At 40.2% G+C, this 16428-nt stretch carries 13 protein-coding genes; 4 read left to right on the top strand and 9 right to left on the bottom strand.

The window, feature by feature from the left end; all coding sequences use genetic code 11:
• Nucleotides 1–16: 16 nt before the first annotated feature.
• Nucleotides 17–658 (top strand): class I SAM-dependent methyltransferase, encoded by a 642-nt coding sequence (locus tag IHV09_RS01660; protein ID WP_197263458.1) that lies wholly within the window; start codon nt 17–19, stop codon nt 656–658.
• A 115-nt stretch (nt 659–773) separates the two neighbouring features.
• On the opposite strand, the gene IHV09_RS01655 is transcribed toward IHV09_RS01660, so the two are convergent.
• Entirely contained in the window at nt 774–1295 is a 522-nt protein-coding gene (locus IHV09_RS01655; RefSeq protein ID WP_231618101.1) for a GNAT family N-acetyltransferase, read from the bottom strand.
• 119 nt (nt 1296–1414) lie between these two features.
• Between IHV09_RS01655 and IHV09_RS01650 the strand changes: the two genes are divergently transcribed.
• On the top strand, nt 1415–2110 hold the full coding sequence (locus IHV09_RS01650) for a class I SAM-dependent methyltransferase (protein ID WP_231618100.1): 696 nt from the start codon (nt 1415–1417) through the stop codon (nt 2108–2110).
• A 211-nt stretch (nt 2111–2321) separates the two neighbouring features.
• Here IHV09_RS01650 and IHV09_RS01645 read toward each other — a convergent pair whose 3' ends face one another.
• The 3 genes from IHV09_RS01645 to IHV09_RS01635 all read right to left on the bottom strand — a co-directional run bounded on the left by IHV09_RS01645 (nt 2322) and on the right by IHV09_RS01635 (nt 5787).
• Nucleotides 2322–4613 (bottom strand): helicase C-terminal domain-containing protein, encoded by a 2292-nt coding sequence (locus IHV09_RS01645; protein WP_197263456.1) that lies wholly within the window; start codon nt 4611–4613, stop codon nt 2322–2324.
• 93 nt (nt 4614–4706) lie between these two features.
• A complete protein-coding gene (gene mscL / locus IHV09_RS01640; protein WP_197263455.1) occupies nt 4707–5168 on the bottom strand; it encodes a large conductance mechanosensitive channel protein MscL in 462 nt (153 codons plus the stop codon).
• A gap of 73 nt (nt 5169–5241) precedes the next feature.
• On the bottom strand, nt 5242–5787 hold the full coding sequence (locus tag IHV09_RS01635) for a 2'-5' RNA ligase family protein (RefSeq protein ID WP_197263454.1): 546 nt from the start codon (nt 5785–5787) through the stop codon (nt 5242–5244).
• A gap of 207 nt (nt 5788–5994) precedes the next feature.
• On the opposite strand from IHV09_RS01635, the gene IHV09_RS01630 reads away from it, so the two are divergent.
• Together IHV09_RS01630 and IHV09_RS01625 are read left to right on the top strand one after the other, a co-directional pair.
• A complete protein-coding gene (locus tag IHV09_RS01630; RefSeq protein ID WP_197127025.1) occupies nt 5995–6111 on the top strand; it encodes a YjcZ family sporulation protein in 117 nt (38 codons plus the stop codon).
• 337 nt (nt 6112–6448) lie between these two features.
• On the top strand, nt 6449–10552 hold the full coding sequence (locus IHV09_RS01625; protein ID WP_197263453.1) for a phosphodiester glycosidase family protein: 4104 nt from the start codon (nt 6449–6451) through the stop codon (nt 10550–10552).
• Between the two features lie 249 nt (nt 10553–10801).
• On the opposite strand, the gene IHV09_RS01620 is transcribed toward IHV09_RS01625, so the two are convergent.
• From IHV09_RS01620 to IHV09_RS01600, 5 genes are read right to left on the bottom strand one after another with little or no spacing between them, the layout of a single operon-like run.
• Nucleotides 10802–12076, bottom strand: a complete 1275-nt coding sequence (locus tag IHV09_RS01620; RefSeq protein WP_197263452.1) for a homoserine dehydrogenase — start codon at nt 12074–12076, stop codon at nt 10802–10804.
• Entirely contained in the window at nt 12063–13145 is a 1083-nt protein-coding gene (gene metX / locus IHV09_RS01615; RefSeq protein ID WP_197263451.1) for a homoserine O-acetyltransferase MetX, read from the bottom strand. The genes IHV09_RS01620 and metX overlap by 14 nt, the downstream gene beginning before the upstream one ends.
• Nucleotides 13138–14829 carry an acetate--CoA ligase gene (gene acsA / locus IHV09_RS01610; RefSeq protein WP_197263450.1) on the bottom strand — a complete coding sequence of 564 codons (1692 nt, stop codon included), beginning with the start codon at nt 14827–14829 and terminating at the stop codon, nt 13138–13140. The genes metX and acsA overlap by 8 nt, the downstream gene beginning before the upstream one ends.
• Nucleotides 14826–15557 (bottom strand): ABC transporter ATP-binding protein, encoded by a 732-nt coding sequence (locus tag IHV09_RS01605; RefSeq protein ID WP_197263449.1) that lies wholly within the window; start codon nt 15555–15557, stop codon nt 14826–14828. Before IHV09_RS01605 ends, acsA begins: the two co-directional genes overlap by 4 nt.
• Before the next feature lie 15 nt (nt 15558–15572).
• Entirely contained in the window at nt 15573–16418 is an 846-nt protein-coding gene (locus IHV09_RS01600; protein ID WP_197263448.1) for an ABC transporter permease, read from the bottom strand.
• Between the last annotated feature and the right edge of the window lie 10 nt (nt 16419–16428).

The following is a 16428-nucleotide window of genomic DNA, read 5'->3' as shown; positions in this document are numbered from 1 at the left end:
TAAGGGAGAGAACACCATGGATCTTTTATTAAAAGAAAGTCTGAAAGCAAGCTATAACGAGCAAGCTGATTCACGTGATCGATCAGAGATTCAGAATTGGAAAATTGACGAATTAAATGCGTTTGTTGCCGCTCTTACATCTAGTCAAAAAAATGATCAACATACTGTTCTTGATCTTGGAGCTGGATCAGGTCAACATGGGAAATACTTATCTCAACATCACTTGGATGTAACATGTATCGATCTCTCTCCTAACATGGTAGAAACGTGCCGTGCAAAAGGTTTAAAAGCAGAAGTGATGGATTATTACAAACTACATTTTGATGATGAATCTTTTGATGCGGTATGGGCGATGAATACGCTTCTTCACGTTCCAAAGGTAAGCCTGCCTGCTGTTCTTAAAAACATTCATACCGTATTATCAGAGGATGGTTTATTCTACATGGGCGTTTACGGCGGTAAAGATTCTGAGGGAGTGTGGCAAGAAGATTCATATATTCCAAAGCGATTCTTCTCCTTTTATACAGATGAAGATTTACTTGATGTGGTTGCTCCTCTTTTCGACGTACAAGATTTTCACGTTGTAACAGAAGCTGGACGAGGTATAGGTATGAACTTTCAATCCTTGCTTTTACGTAAGAAAGCAATCGTAGACTAATTATAGCGTTGTTTTAAGAGATTATTTGCTTGCTTAAATTGTTTGAAGCTCAAGATAGGAAAAGAGTGCTAGCTTAAAAATCTGTTCAAAAAAAGCTCCTCTGCTTGAGGGGCTCTTAAATTTCTCGCATATATCGAATAGACAGGTGTTTTCCGCTTCCTTCACTCCTCTTTTCTGACTGTTTTACAAACCCTTTTGCTTCATAAAAAGGAATCGCTTTTTCGTTATCTTTTTGCGCAGATAGCCATTGTTCTTTAATACCTAAATTCTTCTGATAGTCTGTGTAATAGTTTAACAGTTTCGTTCCAATTCCCCTGTTTCGCTTGTTCGGATCCATATAGAACACAAAGATCTCACCTGTTTCTTCACCAATCGTTCCACCGCCGATTGCACCTACTACTTCCCCATCCTCTTTTGCTACGAAATATCCGTGCCAACCTTCGGTGAACTCGGTCACTTCTTTTTCAATTCTTTTCTCGTTATAATATTCTTCGATGACTCTGTTCACATACGCTTCATCTTCTAGGTATCCATATGTTGCACGCCATCCTTCTGAGCAAACTCTGGCTATTCCTTTCACGTCTTCTGGACCAGCTTTCATAAGAACTAAACCTTCTGTAACCGCTATTTTATCCATTGTTTCACCTCACTTTATTTATCTTAAACACCCCTATTATAGCCTATTTTTTGGTAAAATAGAGGTAAATAGCTCAGTCAGTCAGATACTCATTTTGAATGAGAAAGGCGGAAGATCATTTGACAAATTTGATTACAAAAAATGAACATGTTTTTAATATGCTAGATTCTCTTTTACGTGATGAAGGCGCGTTCTGGAACTCTTTTTATGAAGATCGAAATAAAAGGATTCCTTTTTTCATTGACGCTCCAGATGAAAATCTTGTGAACTACGTGGAACGTGGCATGATTCAGCCTGGCCGCGTGTTAGAACTTGGATGTGGTCCTGGTCGAAATGCAATCTTCTTAGCTCAACTCGGGTTTGAAGTAGATGCTGTAGACCTCTCAAGCGAAGGACTAGATTGGGCTCGTGAACGTGCTGTTGAAAAAGGCGTTGAAGTGAAATTTATGCAAGGAAATATCTTTGAGATTAACCTACCACACAAAGAGTATGATCTCATCTATGATTCCGGCTGCTTCCATCATGTGCCTCCCCATCGTCGTGTCAGTTATTTGAACCTTTTAAACAACGGTTTAAAAGAAGGCGGACATTTTGCTATTACGTGCTTTGATGCTGTGGGCATGGGATTAGATATACCTGACATGGACGTGTACAAAGATCGCTCGATGCAAGGAGGATTAGGGTACACGTTTGAGCGGATGCGGGAGGTCTTCTTTGAATTTGAAGAGGTTGAATTACGCAAAATGAAGGAAATAACGCAGCCAGCAGATACATTCGGTTTGCCATTTTTAAATGCAGGGTTGTTTAGGAAATAAAGAAAAACACTTGGAGCTCCGTCTCCAAGTGTTTCTTAATGGCTTAAGAAGTGTGTGATAGTTATCGTGACTCGTTTCTAGGCCCTAGTTTTCATTTTATAGGCCTTCAGCCAATTTTATGGTCCTTCAAATCTATTTCTAGGCCTTCAAATTACTTTATGGGCCCTCAAAATCTTTTATAAGCTTTTCGACAAACTCACAAAACACAACGTTACATAAACGACCGATCCAACACCACAAAATCGCGCCACTCTTCAGGCAGCATCTCTACATACTTCCTTGTTAGAAAGCGATCATCTACTAAAACGAGCGTTCCCTGATCTTCTTCTGATCGGATAACACGCCCTCCTGCCTGCAGTACTTTATTCATTCCAGGATACACGTACGCGAAGTCGTAACCATTCTTGCCTGCACGCTGAAAATAATCCTTCATCGTATCACGCTCTAATCCTACTTGAGGCAATCCAACACCAATGATTACAGCACCAGTAAGTTTATCTCCTTTTAAATCAATTCCTTCAGAAAAGATGCCACCCATGACAGCGAGCCCGACAAGCGATTTCTCACCTACAGAGTCATAATGAGCTAAAAATGTCTCTCGCTCTTCTTCCTTCATAGCAGGATGTTGAACGATGAGCGAAAAGTCTGGATCGACTTCTAACATTCGTTCATATATATCTGTCATATACCGATACGATGGAAAGAAAACAAGATAGTTGCCTGGTCTGTTCACGACCAAGTCTTTGATCATACACACAATAGGATCTATCGTTTTTTCCCGATCTCTAAAGCGGGTAGAAAGAGGCTGCACGAATACATCTAGCTGCTCTTTTTCATAAGGAGACGGCATCCGAATGATGTAATCGTCTTTCTCTCCTCCGAGCATTTCTTGAAAATACGATAGTGGTGAGAGTGTTGCTGAAAAATAAATGCGTGAACCATATTTCTTACCAGTCTGAAAAAGCAGCTGTGAAGGATCCATACAAAATAGCCGGACTTTGACCTCACTTTTAAACGTCGAGATGAACGTAACGAAACGTTCATCGTAAAATTGTGAAATCTTGACCCATTGCAGCGCTTCAAAAAAAGTCTCTAATAGTTGTTCGCTGTTATCACCACTGGCTAATAGCTGCTCTGCCTGTATTAAGAAAGCTTCTAAACTCACAAGTAGTTTTTCCTGCAATTCTATGACAGCAACATCTTTATCATCATGTTCTTTTTTTATCAAAAGAAGTTCCTGGTTAACGGCTTTTGCCGTATTCCAGACCCCGTCATGTTTTCCCTTATAATTACGCGCAAGTTGTAAAAATGAAGATTTCATAATCTCTGCAGAATACATTCCGCGAGCTCTGTCCACTAGATTGTGCGCCTCATCCATAAGCAGAACCGTCCGCTTTTTTTGTTCTTCAAACAAACGTTTGAACGAGACTCTAGGATCAAATACATAATTATAATCACAGATTACGCTGTCTGAAGCATACGCAAGATCAACAGAGAATTCAAACGGACATACTTTGTGTTTCTGTGCATAATCTGAGATTACTGCTCGATCCATCACGGTCTCATTTTTCAAGATATCAAGTACTGCTCCATTTATCCTGTCAAAATATCCATCGGCAAACTCACAATACGAGGGTTCGCACCGAGTTTCTTCTTTAAAGCAAACTTTGTCTTTAGCCGTGATGGTCGTGCTTTGCAGAAACAATCCCTTTTCTTTCATTAACAAAAGTGCTTCTTCTGCGTTTTTTCGATTGAGTGTTTTAGCTGTTAAATAAAAAATCTTTTCTGCTTTTTCTTCTCCGATCGCTTTGACGGCTGGAAAAAGAGTCGAAATGGTTTTTCCTGTACCAGTTGGAGCATTCGCAAATAGAGTTTTCTTATCCATAATCGTTTTATAGATAGCACCAGCAAAGTTACGTTGACCATTCCGGTATGATGGAAATGGAAAAGCTAGCTCTCGTATACTGTTGTTCTTTTTTTGCTGATTTTCGAGACGCAATTCAGCGAATGGTGCATACGTTTTTATTAGTTGAGACATGAAATTCTCTAGCTCAGTAAAAGTAACATCTTCCTGAAATTTCTTCTGCTCACTAGAATCAATATGTACATAGGTCAGCTGGACCGTAACTTTGTCAATATTTTCTCTTTCCATGTATATGTAGGCATAAACCTTTGCTTGAGCCCAGTGAACGGGGTAGGAATCTCTTGTAATCTCACTTAAATTCCGAGCAGTTGATTTGATCTCATCGATCGTGACTATATCATTACGCAAAAGAAGACCGTCACATCTGCCTTCTATCAAATATTCAAGGTTTTTATGAAGATAGCTCGTTTGCAGAAATACTTCTGCCTTATCGGTCTCTTCATACGTTTTTTGTATGGTTTGATGTGCCTTCGTTCCTTCTATTAAGGATGACGTTGATTTAAATCCGGATTCAATACTTCCGGAACGGTATACATATTCGACTAAGGACCGTACAGAGATTTTAACCACTTCAGGCATGGTTTCACCTACCTCTAGTTTTCACTTGTTTTTATGTAATAATTGTAGCACAACTGCTTCTATAAACTTTTCCTACAATAAAAGACAGCCCCCTTATTCAGAGGACTGTCTCACTACAGCATCATCGTTTAAATCTGCCGTACAGCTTTGGCATTTAACGGCTCTCAGCGGAATTGTAGATAAACAATATCTGCATTCTTTTGTATCTGGCGCTTTTACTTCTTCTTTTCTCTTAAGACGATTAATCTGCTTTACTACCAGGAATATAACCAATGCAATGATACAGAAGTTGATCAGCGTGTTAATGAACAATCCATAATTAAGTGTTGCGGCTCCCGCCTTTTGCGCATCTGCTAATGTGGCATAGTCACCTTTTCCTAAATTTATGTAGAGGTTGCTGAAATCTACTTTTCCAAGTAACAGACCAATCGGAGGCATGATGACATCATCAACAAGTGAAGTGACGATCTTGCTGAACGCTGCCCCGATAATTACGCCGATGGCGAGATCGATCACGTTGCCACGCATGATAAATGTTTTAAATTCGTTCCACATGTACGATAATTCCTTTCTGTATGACTAGTATATGTATAACCATACAGCATCAACTTTCAAACGTCATCCGATATCAATTCACGTCTTCTTTTTTTAATTTCACAGTCAGAATATCCTTCACATCAATGCATATATCAGCTTCATACGTTAGTTGTATAAGTGCGACACTATCAATCGTAGCAGGAAAAGGCTCTAGGTTCCTTGCCGAATAATCAAACGCTTTAATTAAGTCTTCATGTGATAAGTCCATTACGAGCGTGCAATGCGGCACCCAATGAGTTGGGATATATAAAGATTGTTGGTTTATCTCTTTTTTAAAGTGGTCATGATAACGCTGATGAAAATCTGTCAGCACACTGTTTTTAGTCGGTGCTGCATATAGTGTTCCGCTGTTTAAGAAAATGGCTAGAGATGGGAAGAATAGAGGTACAGCAGCAATGTCTTTAAAATAATTTTGAAAAGATATCTTAAACGATTCAATATCTACTTCTGGATGTGTACCAAGAGTTACATGTGGCCGCATACCATGACCAACGATTCCTTCTTTTATTAGTCCATCCCTAAGTTCATTTATCTTTGTTTCAGTTTCACTGTTTAAATAAGCAATTACACCGTACATGTTATCAGCTCCAAATATGGTTTTGTTCATAAAAGTCAATAATCTTGGTAGGTTTTAGTGTAATTATACATGAAACCACATTTTGGTAAATGCATTACTTTATAAAATAAGGATTCCGCTCTTGTCCCGAAAAAATGGGCTAATTCCGCCCAAACCTTTAACTTGTACCTCTAATATTCTGTCATTGTAAAGAAGGAGGTGGGTTAAATGGGATATAAGTCTTACGGAAACAGCTTCGCTTTAATCGTAGTTCTATTTATCTTGTTAATCATCGTTGGGTGTTGTTGGTGCGGTGGTTACGGCGGCGGACACGGCTGGTGCTAATCAGTTCATTTCCTTTAGAGGAAATGAGTCCTTGATTCACCCAAAGTGATCAATTGCATGAAAACCTTTTGCTTTAACAACCCCTCGTATGATAACAGAGAGAGAGAACCTAGAGAGAGAAAACTAGAGAGAGAAAAGACCTGCGCTCGTCTGAGTGCAGGTCTTTATATGTATGGCTACAAGAGAACTTTTGCCCTATTGTAACAACTACTTTAGTTTTCTAGTATAACTATAAACACATATTACAAAATACTAACATTAAATTAATATTTTTCCATTATTGTAAACCTGTACACCAAAACCCTTGTATCAAAAATAATGTTTACAGGAGGAAAAGATGAAAATTAATTGGAAAAATCTATTAACCTCTGCCCTTGCCCTGAGTCTCGTGAGCAGTACATTAACACCCATTATCACCTCTGCTTTAGGTGAGTTCGATCTCGTTTCTGAAGTTGTACAAACCTCCATTAATGAGTACCGGGCAAACCTCGCACCTGGTGTAGAAGAAAAGCATTACAGCTTTGAAAGCAAAGAAGGAAAGAAGATTGAGAGTTACGTAGTAGAAGTCGATGTACATAATCCAAACGTTTCCATTGAAGCCGGGACGCCTAATGATGGAGATTCATTTGGCTTACAGCCTGTGAGAGCACAAGCGAACGCGGCCAATGGAGAAAACCACCAAGTGGTTGCAGCCGTAAACGCTGATTTTTATAACATGGCAACAGGTGAACCTCATGGCGTTGTTTATAAAGAAGGGCGCCCAATAAAAGGGACAAGCGGACGATCGTGGAACTTTTTCGGCATAAAGAAGGATGGTAGTGCTGTTATCGGTAATCCCTCAGATTATGAATCAATTAAAACAGACCTTCAAGAGGCTCTCGGCGGTAACGCCATCCTCGTCAGGAATAGTCAAATCTATCAAACTCCTCAAACAGGTCAGGATAAAGAGCCTCGAACTGCAGTTGGCATTAAAGAAGACGGTGATGTTTTCTTTGTTGTAATCGACGGGAGACAAGAACCTTATTCAGCAGGTATTTCAATGAAAGATCTAGCTCAATTAATGCTTGATCATGGTGCTGTTCACGCTCTTAACCTCGACGGAGGCGGCTCCTCTACTTTTACGACTCGTAAACGAGGTGATGATGTATTAGAAGTAGACAATCAGCCTTCTGACAGAAATGAAAGAAGTGTTGCCAACTCTTGGCTTGTTGTTACAAAAGAGCCTTCTGATCATGTCTTCCATTCCGCGCACATCGATCCATACGACATATCGTTCACTCCTGGCTCAACGATTCATTTTGACGCAAAAGGAATGGACAAGTCTAAAGCATCTGCCCCACTCCCAAATTCAGGTTTAACGTGGGAAGTGTCTGAACCTTCTTATGGAACCATCAATAATGAAGGTATTTTTGTATCGAGTGGAAAAACTGGACAGTTTCACGTTCTTTTAAAGCATGATGGTCATGAAGTTGGCAAGAGTATTATTGAGATTGAAACACCTAACGAAATGCACTTTACATCTTCTGAATTGACAGTTGCTAAAAACAGCCAAGCAGAGATTAATCTCATCACCAGTTTCGAAAAAAGGAATGTAAAATGGAACACGCAAGACATTACATTTGAGATCCCTGATGGTATGGGAACTATTGATGAAAGAGGCATACTTCATACTGGAGATCAAAACGTAAAAGGAACAATCACGGCTCGACTAAACGGAACCTCTCTTGAAGCACAGATAAATGTAGCGGTTGGACAGCTTCCTATCGTTCTTCATAATTTTGAGGATACATTAGGCAGTTGGAAAACATCCACTGCCGGTCGTGGAGAAAATGGAACGCTAGCACTTTCTGAATTCCCAGACCAAGTCCGTTTTGACAACCAGTCGCTCAAACTTGATTTTGATTTTTTAAGTGCTCAAACAGGGACGACGCTCGGTGTTTATGCTGGACCTGGAGCACATACTCCTATCGACGGTATTCCTTCAAGTATAGGCATGTGGGTGTACGGAACTCCTGAAGCAAAAGGCTATTGGTTGAGAATGATGATCGTGGATGGCAACGGTAAGAATCAGACGATAAATCTGACAAGTGAAGATCCAGGAATCGACTGGACAGGTTGGAAATACATCGAAGCTGATATTCCCTCCTCTTTTACAGGACCGTTCAAGTTATCAGGAACACAAACGATTCGTTTGATGTCTACAAAATCCGGTATTACCGGTCCAATGACAAAAGGTTCCATCTATGTGGATAACATACGTGCCGTATACGGTGAAAAGGTAGATGACCTCTACCCTCCTGTCATTCAATCTGTTAGTACGGACGCCAAGAATTTCACAACAGATGAAGTAACCATTACGGCAAGAGTAAACGAATATGAAGATGATTTGTTTAAAACAGGCATTGATTGGGACAGGATCCGTATGATCGTAGATGGTAAGAATTATGAAAATGCAGAAGGTCACTTTTCTTATGACATGGATGGTTCCATCTCATTAAGTGGGTATCGTTGGGCTGATGGAACACACAAAGTAACGTTGATCGTTCCTGATAAATTTGGAAACCAAGCTGTTCATACCAGTTATTTTTCAGTAATTACAGGATCCGCAAAGGTTGAACTAGTCAAATCACGAGAAGAAGCTTATTTAGGCGATCCCTTTAATCTCAAGGTAAAAATGACACAGCTCGATGATATTACTTCTGCTGTTATTCGAATGCAGATGGATAAAGAATTTCCAGTTAAAGATGTAATATTTTCAGAAGCTTTTCAGTCGAGCACAACAAACTTCGACTCACAGACTGGTATCTTAACTCTCAATCTAATCAATAGTGGTGAGACTTCTGAAACTGCAGATGCTGCAACGATTCAGATAGATATTCCTGCTTCTACAAAAGAAGACAGCGAACTAAAATATGAAATAATTAATGGAAACCTAGTTTATAGTCAGCCAAAAGCAGAGAATTTCATTTCAAGTTTTTCGATCAAGCCCGTTCGTATACCTGTTAAATCTGCAATCAGCTTGACACATGATCCAATATTAATTGGAGAACCAACAAAGCTTTTTGTAAATGATAGTAACAAAGAGCCCGTTGTAAATGCTGAATTGTTTGCGCATATTGGTGAGCAAGATCCTGTCTCCTTAGGGAAAACTGATCGTAAAGGAAAGATAATGGTTGATTCTTTCTCAGATGAAGTGAAGAAAATCACGTTATATGCAGTAAAAGATGGTAAATATTCCTTTAAGGTCAATACACAAACATACCCAGCGCTTGCGACTGAAACTGAATTCAAGAATATTATCTCGACTCCGACTGGCAATCCTTATAAAATGAAAGGCTTAACCTGGATGTCTAGTCCTCATGCTGGAAAACAATCAGCAATTGTTCAATACGCTAAAAAGAAAGATTTTGAACGTAAGGGCAGTTCTACACTAAAGACTCAAAAAGCAAGGGGAAGTGATCAAGTCTTTTCTGGAGAACTAGACCTAACTAAGAATGGAATAATCCGTGTAAATGAGGTGAAGCTGCAGAAACTAAAACAAGGTACCACTTATATTTACCGTGTTGGTGATGGTGAGCACTGGTCAGAGTTCATGGAATTTACTACTTTAAAGCGAAAACAGAGCTTTGAGTTTGCGGTCCTAGGCGATACGCAATCACCCTCTGATCTGTCTCATTTCAACAAGATATTAGGAGATCTAGACAAAGAAAATCTATCGTTCATGGTTCATGTTGGCGATCTAATTGATGAATCCTCCAAATTTCATCAATGGGATGATTCGTTAACTGTATTGAGCAGTTATGACAAGATTCGTTCTACTGATTTAGTCACTGCCCTTGGAAATCACGAGTACATGGGAGATGCTGATGCGTCTCTAGCAAAATCCATCTTCAATCTACCAAATAACGGACCAAATGTTGATAAAGGCGGAACATATTCAGTAGATTATAATAACTTGCATATTGCTGTCCTCGGATACACATCTGATGCAAAGGTACTGAACCAACAGCTTAAGTGGTTAAAACAGGATATGAAAGGTTCTGATAAACCTTGGAAAATTCTTGTGACTCACAAACCACCATATTATACAAACCCGTTCGGCGGTAACGAGATCATGAAAGAAAAGATACCTCCTGTAGCTGACGAACTTGGTATCGACCTTGTTTTCTCGGGTCACGACCATAGTTATGGCCGGACAAAGAAATTGAAAGATGGAAATGAAGATGAAAACGGAACCGTCTATGTCGTAGCTGGAACAACAGGCAACAAACATTATGACGCTGTAGCAGATGAAAAATTCGAGTTTGTAAATATGGACAACATCGCTGTATCCATGCGTGCAAAAGTAAACAAAGACAAAATTACATTTACGACTATTTCTTCTGATGGAGAGTTGATTGATGAGTTCACGGTAATAAACGAGGATTATCATGAAGAGTAATAGGAGTAAATAAGAAAATAAGCTGGTTGAAAGCAGTTGTTCGTTGACCTTTCATCCAGCTTATTTAATTTTTGTGTATGATTTGTGCTTTTTGCTCGTTCACGGAGGTTTATGCTCGGTCACAAACTTTTATGCTCGCTCATAGACTTTTATGCTCGCGTCATTACAAAACCCACACACTAAAAAACATTGCAGGAGCCACTCTGCAATGTTCGTCTAATACACTTGATGAAGCAAACTTCTCTCATTCTATAAATTGATCACTTTCTTTAGCAGCGAATCTTTTTGCTCAGCCCTTCCCTCTGTCTTCCTCACCTTTCCTGCTACTTCATAAACAACAAGGTCCGGATTTTCCTCTAACAAAAGGGCTGTACTTACCTGACATTCGACCAACAAATAGACAAGATCACCTTCTACTTCTTGCTTTAAGATCTCTACTTCATCTGTTCCATGAAATCCTACAGAAGAGCCAATGACAACATATTCTCCAATAAGCGTCGTATTTGTATCTTCACTACTTACTTCTTCAGCAATAGTAGCTGAATTTTTCTTTCTTACTAAAGATCGAGGCTGAAGCACATAAGTCAAGTCTTCCACCATGGCGCTTGCTGTTGGAAGTTTTCCTGCACCAGCTCCTTGGATCGTAACTTTTCCTGCTAGGCTCGTGTCCACCATAATAGCATTTTGAACATCTTCCACTCCGTACAATGGATGATCAGCATCGACCAACACTGGTTTTACAGATGAAATGAATTGGTCGCTGTCACGGCGGATCCGCGCCAAATGCTTCACCTTATATCCCCAGTCTTTAAACACAGAGATTTGCTCAGCAGTTACTTCTGTTATCCCTTTTCGTTCTACGTCCTCCCATTTCGGCGTCTCACCAAACGACAACTGGCTAAGAATCATTAACTTATAAAAAGCATCATAACCTTCTATATCACTTGCCGGGTCAGCTTCTGCATACCCAAGTTCTTGGGCAGACTTTAACACTTCATGAAAGGGAAGACCTTTTTCCCTCATATTCGTTAAAATGTAGTTGGATGTACCGTTTAATATAGCTTCAACTGTATGGATCTCATTTACTTGAAGAAGCTGCGAGATGCTGCGAATAATCGGAGTTCCCCCGGCAGTTGTCGCTTCAAATCCCACAAAGCGATTCAGTGTTTCCGCCTTATCAAGCAATGTTCTCCCATGTCTCGCAAACATGACTTTGTTAGCTGTAATTACATGACAACCTTTATCAAGAGCGCGGCTTAAGTAAGTAAAACCAGGCTCTTCTCCCACTATTGCTTCAAACACGACCTCTAATCCTTCAATATTGAGGATTTCATTAAAGTCAGTAGTAATTAAAACATGATCTTCCACTTCACGTTTTTTCGATCCATCTTTTACTAAGATTCCTTCAATCACAACTTCTTGACCGAGCACGGCTTGAAGCTGTTCTTTATGTGTTTTCAGCGCTTCATATACACCTTGGCCAACTGTTCCAAAACCTAGCAGCGCCGCTTTAATAGGTGCCATATTGCAGCCTCCCTTCTTGTCTCAATGCTTCCCTCACATGTGGTCCCCACTTTTCAAATTCAACTAAAAATCCATCATGACCGAAGTCTGTTTCTATAGAATAGTAGGTTCCGAATCTAGTATGTTTTACAAAATTCTCAATCACTTCAGGTGGATATAGAAGATCCCCTTCATAACCAAAAGCATGAACTTCAGCTTGAATTTGTGATGCTGCCCGCTCCCAGCCACCGAGCTTATCCCCAATATCAAAAGCGTTCATAGCGTATAGAAGTGAAACATAACTATCCACATCGAATCTTTTCGTCAACTTTTCCCCCTGATACGTAAGATAAGAATCTACTTGAAAGAACGGTTTACCTTCATCATCTTTTTCTTTGATCTCTCTATTGAATCTCTCGTTAAATAATTTAGGCTGGCGGTACGTTAATAAGCCCGCCATACGTGCGATCTCCAAACCTATCAATTTCTCATCGTTTTTATAATTGCCGCTCTTATAAACAGGATCACTTTCTATCGCGTGAAGAGCGAGTCTATTATAGGCAACTCCATAATCACTTAAGAAGGGAGTTGCCGCAAAGATAAATACTTTTTCTAAAAAGTATGGAAACTGCACTGCCCATTCAAGTGCCTGCATACCGCCAAGAGATCCCCCCATGACGGCTAGAAGTCTTGGAATTCCTAAAATGCTAAGTGCCTGTCGCTGTGCGCGAACCATATCTCTTACCGTTACAAAAGGAAATGACTTTCCATAGATTTCTCCGGTTTCAGGATTTGTACTTGCTGGACCTGTAGAACCGCTGCATCCTCCGAGCACATTAAATGTGATGACTTGAAATTGGTTTGTGTCGATATAATGATCAGGACCAATTAATCCACGCCACCATCCTGGATCTTCCTCTTCACCAAATGCATACTGATTTCCAGTTAACGCGTGGCAAAGTAAGACAACTGGACCTTTTGGGTTTCCCGTTTTTTCAAAAGCTAGTTCTGCATTTAGAATTACCTTACCTGACTCTAAAGCAAAGTCACCGATTCTTATCTTCCCTATCTTTCTCGTGGTCTCAAGCAAGTTTTTGTAACTCACGGGCTTTCAGCTCTCTTCGCAATATTTTTCCGCTGATCTTTGTTTTAGGGAGCTCTTCCACGATTTCAATCTCACGAGGTGCAGCATGTGCAGCTAACTCACCTCTAACAAAGATTCGGATTTCTTCCAAAAGCTCTTTACTCTCGCTAAATCCATCTTTTAACACGATGAAGGCTTTCACGATTTCTCCGCGAATAGGGTCAGGCTTGCCTATTACTCCAGCTTCGGCCACTGCTTTGTGTTCAATCAGCTTGCTTTCAACTTCAAATGGTCCGATTCGTTCTCCTGAAGAATTAATCATGTCATCTGAACGTCCTTGGAAAAAGATATAATCATCTTCGTCTTTTATGGCTAAATCTCCAGAAACATACCATTCACCCCAGCTAAAATAAGAATTATATTTTTCAGGGTTCTGCCAAACCTCTCTCATGATTGCTGGCCATGGGGCCTTGATCGCTAAATGTCCTACAGCGTACGGAGGCAATTCTTTTCCCTCTTCATCCAATACAGTTGCTGTTATTCCAGGAAAAGCTTTTCCCATCGAACCTGGCTTGATCGGCTCTGTTGGAAGGTTTACGATAAGCTGCGCACCAGTTTCAGTCATCCACCATGTATCATGAATTCGTTTACCAAGTACGTTCTTACCCCAAAAGATTACCTCTGGATTTAATGGCTCGCCTACACTCAAAATATGACGAAGCTTTGAAAGGTCATAGTGTTCTGGAAGCTGATTTCCTTTTGCCATCAACATGCGGAACGCAGTTGGTGCACTATACCATACTGTGACACCTGTTTTTTGTAAGGTTTCATACCAGATTTCTGCTTTAAATCGCCCACCGTGAACAACAATGGTGGCTCCGTTTAATAATGGTGCAAAAACGCCATACACTGTTCCTGTCACCCATCCAGGATGAGCCGTGCACCAATACACATCATCTTCTTGAATATCTAACACCCATCTGCCTGTAAGATATTGCTGAACCATCGCTCGATGAGCATGGATGATTCCTTTAGGTTTTCCAGTAGAACCGGATGTGTAGTGGATGTTTAAACCATGTTCAGGATCTACCCACTCAATCTGACTCTCAGTGTTCTCTACATTCTTCAATTCTTTTGGAAGCGAGATTTCTCCGTTTTCTCCTTCAGCATCTGTTAAAAAAACCGTATGAAGACTCGGAATATCTTCTCTTGGTACTCGCTTATACAACTCTTCATCTGTAATTAAGAACGTTCCTTCACAATCATTGATTCGGTCTCTTACAGCATCCGACATGAATGCTTCAAATAACGGACCCACGATCGCACCTAACTTAATAGCAGCTAACATTGCGATATGACAATGATGGTGTTTTGGCAAGAATACGAATACAAAATCTCCTTTCTTTACACCATGCTTTTTTAAAACCGCCGCCCATTGATCAGTCGTTTTCTTTAACTCGTTATAACGAATTTTAATATCCTGTGAGTCGTCAATATAGTGAAGAGCTGTTTTCTCACCTCTTCCTTCTTCAACATGACGGTCTACACATTCATACGCCATATTCGTCTTACCATCACTTCGCCTATTGAATTCTTTAATAAAAGTTTCCCAAGAAAATGCTGTATCCCTTTGGTCTTCTGAAATATTATGATTTCCTTCGACTGGATGAATGGTGGCTAGTTTTGTCATTTCTGTTCACCTGCTGCTTTCTTTTCAACGTTTAGTAAATTTAAGATGTGTGCTTTTTGTTTAGAGAGGTAAGCGTCTCCGCGGGTTCTCGGTTTTTGTTTTTCCACTGAAACTTCGCTATACACTTCACCTGGCTGCCCTTTTAAGATAAAGATTCGATCACATAAATAAAGTGCTTCATCAATATCGTGAGTTACTAAAATCATCGTCGTTTTCTTTTTTTGCCATATGGATAATAGAAGATCTTGAAGCTGCATTTTTGTAAAAGCATCTAACGCACTGAATGGTTCGTCTAATAATAGAATCTCAGGCTCAGTGATAAGCGCTCTTGCTATTGCTGTCCGCTGTGCCATCCCCCCTGATAAGTCTTTCGGGTAATGGTTCTCAAAATTCGTTAATCCTACTAGATCCAGATACGTTTTATATTTATCCGTATTCCTTTTTTCTTTTTCCAAACCGAATGAAATGTTTTTCTTTACAGACAACCATGGAAGAAGGCGAGGTTCTTGAAACATCATACCGATCTGGTTGTTCGATCCATTCTCTATCGAAATCGTCCCTTCATATTGTTTATCAAGTCCTGATAGCACGCGAAGCAATGTACTTTTCCCACAGCCACTCGTTCCTAGAATTCCAATGATTTCCCCTTCCTGTACAGAAAAATTAATATCTTGAAACCCAGCTGTGTCATGATTAAACGTACGTTTTAAACGATTCACATTCAGCATTTGTTTCCCCTCCTTCTATCCTTGATTGGTTATACTATCTTGCCATTTTAACGAACGGCGTTCGATCCATTTTAGTACGTTATCCGTTATCTTTCCTAAGATTGCAAATAGCAAGATGCTCGCAATTACCGTATCAGGTGAGTACGTGTTCTGACCTACCACAAGCAGATAGCCTAATCCTTCACTTGCACCCATAAGCTCTGCGGCTACTACAAACATCCACCCTAAACCTAAGCCGCTGCGCATACCTGTGATGAATGACGGCAATGCAGCAGGCAGAATAATGCGTTTCGTTAGCTGATAAGGTGTTAACTGATAAATTCTTCCTACCTCGATGAGCTTACGATCCACCCCTTGGATCCCTGCCACAATATTTAAGTAGACAGGGAAGAATACACCTACTGCGATTAAAGAAATCTTAGAAGGTTCGCCAATCCCCATCCAAAGAATAAAGAGTGGTACCCAGGCAAGAGAAGGGATAGAACGAATCGCTTGAAACAACGGATCTAAAAGTCTTTCTGCTGTTTTTGCATAACCAACAATCGCACCGATCACGACCGCCGCTACCGTTCCAATCGCAAACCCTAAGAATACCCGGGTCAGTGTAATAGAGATGTGACCAAACAGGGAGCCATCTTGATACATGCTAATTATTTTCTCTAAAATAATGGTTGGTGCAGGCAGCAGGTGCGCAGCTAGTAGTCCCATTCTAGCTGCTATTTCCCACCCAATTAATAAAATGATAGGCAGGATAGACCCTATAAGAATTCCTCTACCTAATTGGAATATGCCTTTAGATGATGAGAGCTTTTGAGGGGAAGCTCTCTGTGCTACTTTCCACTTATGTGTTTCAGAAATCATCGACACTTCC

The sequence above is a fragment of the Fictibacillus sp. 23RED33 genome (assembly GCF_015903925.1).
Taxonomy (GTDB): domain Bacteria; phylum Bacillota; class Bacilli; order Bacillales; family Fictibacillaceae; genus Fictibacillus; species Fictibacillus phosphorivorans.
This window is presented reverse-complemented; position numbering and strand designations above follow the sequence as displayed.